This is a genomic window from Micromonospora sp. DT4, from assembly GCF_049841675.1.
In the GTDB taxonomy this organism is placed as follows: Bacteria; Actinomycetota; Actinomycetes; order Mycobacteriales; family Micromonosporaceae; genus Micromonospora.
Genome location: NZ_JBNCKT010000264.1, coordinates 1 through 1,801, shown reverse-complemented (window position 1 = coordinate 1,801; position 1,801 = coordinate 1). Strand labels below are relative to the sequence as shown.

Sequence of the window (1,801 nt, the reverse complement as noted above, 5' to 3'; positions counted from 1 at the left end):
AGCGCGAAGCCGCCCGACGCATCAACGCCGAACGACTTCTCACTGCGTAGCCGTCCAGTTACCCGACAGTCTCTTACCGGCCAGGACCCGAGTCGGTGTCCCTCTAGGCGGGCCGTCGTGAACGACGGCAGTCACCTTGCCGCTCTTGCCGTCCGCGTCGAGGTAGAAGCTTTGTCCCGGGTCGTCCTTCTTCGGCCGCGGCAAGCGCAGGTGAAGTTCTCCGACGAGCGGGAACCGGTTCCCGCACTCTTGGCACGGCAGCGAGGAAGCCCACAGGTAACCCCAGGGGAAGCGACCACCGTGCTGGGGATAGAACTCGGCCATCGCGGCGGTGAAGCGGGCTCCGACCTCGTTGAGGAAGGTTTCGGCGTCGTCGAGCAGGCGTACACCGCTCATAGTTGTGGCACCGAACGGCAGCGGCTGTTCCGTTGACCAGTCCCGGTACAGCAGGTCGGCCAGCAGCGAACCGCCGAGCGTGGCGAATGGCGAGTAATCGACGCCGAACGCATCCGCGCCGAGCCTGCCGGCTTCCAACGGGATCATGGCCCGGCCGGAGAACGGATCGAGAACCCGAGGGCGGCGTCCGTAGGTGTCGGCCAAGATTTTCTCGATCTCGTCCTGGGCCTTCCTGTAGCCGCTCATCGCGGTGCGGACCAGGTTTTGTAGCTTGCGCTGGTCCTGCTCGCTGTCCGGCCAGGGGAGCAGGCTGGTGAGAACGGCAGCCTTGGACTGGGCCACGGGTCGTTTGGCGAACCAGACCCACAGGCTGGATTCGGTGTTGCCGGAGCCCCATCCGTTGGCGCTGTTGTTGGAGACCTCGGCGCAGGGGAACCAGCGTTCGATCATTCGGGTCATCGGTGGTTCTCCTGCTGGGCTGTGGTGCGGTGCTTGCTCAGGGTGCTGCCGGGGACGCGGAAGACTGCATCATTGCGGATCTCGTCGGCGAAGGTTGTGACGGGGTCTCGGTAAGTGCCGAAGAGCGTGCCTCGGCTGTCGTGGCACTGGTCGACCACGTAGAGCCAGTAGTCGGTGCGGTGCTGGGTGGCGATCAGCACCTCGTTGCCCGTCATGCGGATGCCGTTGCTGGCTGCGGACCGCCACACGCCCTTGACCTCGACCAAGCGCTGATCGCGGCCGCGGATGGCGTGCAGGTCGTAGCCGCGGTTGTCCGCGTGCACGTCGGCGACACGCCATCCGTCTTCCTGTAGCAGACGCAGGACATGGAGCATCGCCACAGTCTCCGAATCCGTCTCCTCGGCTGTCCGTGGCGCGGCCGTCGGGTGGACGCGGATACGCGCCACCAGTTTGGGTTCGCTCAGCCTGACCTGGCTGAGTGCTTCCAGCTCGCCTAGACGCTCCGTCGCGCGCTGCTCCAGCCGGTGGCGGGTCGCGACCCGCTCCTTCTTGTCGGCGATTCCCACGGTCAGGTCGACGGGAAGGTTTTGTAGGTCGTGGCGAGCCTGGGCGAACCACTCGCTGCGCACCCGCTGATGCTCGTCGCGGGTCTTCGCGGCCAGAGCGGCTGCGGCCTGCGCGGCGGTGTCGATCCGCGCGGGGTGGGGCGCGGTGCCGGCCAACGCGCTGGGGACGAGATTGGCGAGCGTCTCCCACCGCACCGGATACGCCTGACCGTTGTCGTCGACGCGGATCAGGGCAGCCCACGCGGTGTGGCGTTTGCCACCGGCCTCGGTCAGGGTGGCTTCGAAGGCGTGCAGTTCGTATCCGCTAAGAGACTGTCGGGTAACTGGGTGGGGGCGGAACGTCACGCCGAGACACGTCGATGGAAGGTCCTCGACAAATA

At 66.5% G+C, this 1,801-nt stretch carries 2 protein-coding genes; both read right to left on the bottom strand.

Annotation, left to right across the window (positions count from 1 at the left end):
- Window positions 1–39 precede the first annotated feature (39 nt).
- Window positions 40–846: a DUF1156 domain-containing protein gene (locus ACLQ24_RS29490; protein ID WP_425895006.1), complete on the bottom strand. Its 807-nt coding sequence runs from the start codon at window positions 844–846 to the stop codon at window positions 40–42.
- A gap of 5 nt (window positions 847–851) precedes the next feature.
- On the bottom strand, window positions 852–1,801 hold a 950-nt coding region (locus ACLQ24_RS29485; protein ID WP_425895005.1), incomplete at its 5' end, for a DUF3883 domain-containing protein.

Bases quoted from the DNA above. Each gene is read 5' to 3' on its own strand.
- ACLQ24_RS29490 (WP_425895006.1), bottom strand. From the start codon at position 846: ATGATCGAACGCTGGTTCCCCTGCGCCGAGGTCTCCAACAACAGCGCC.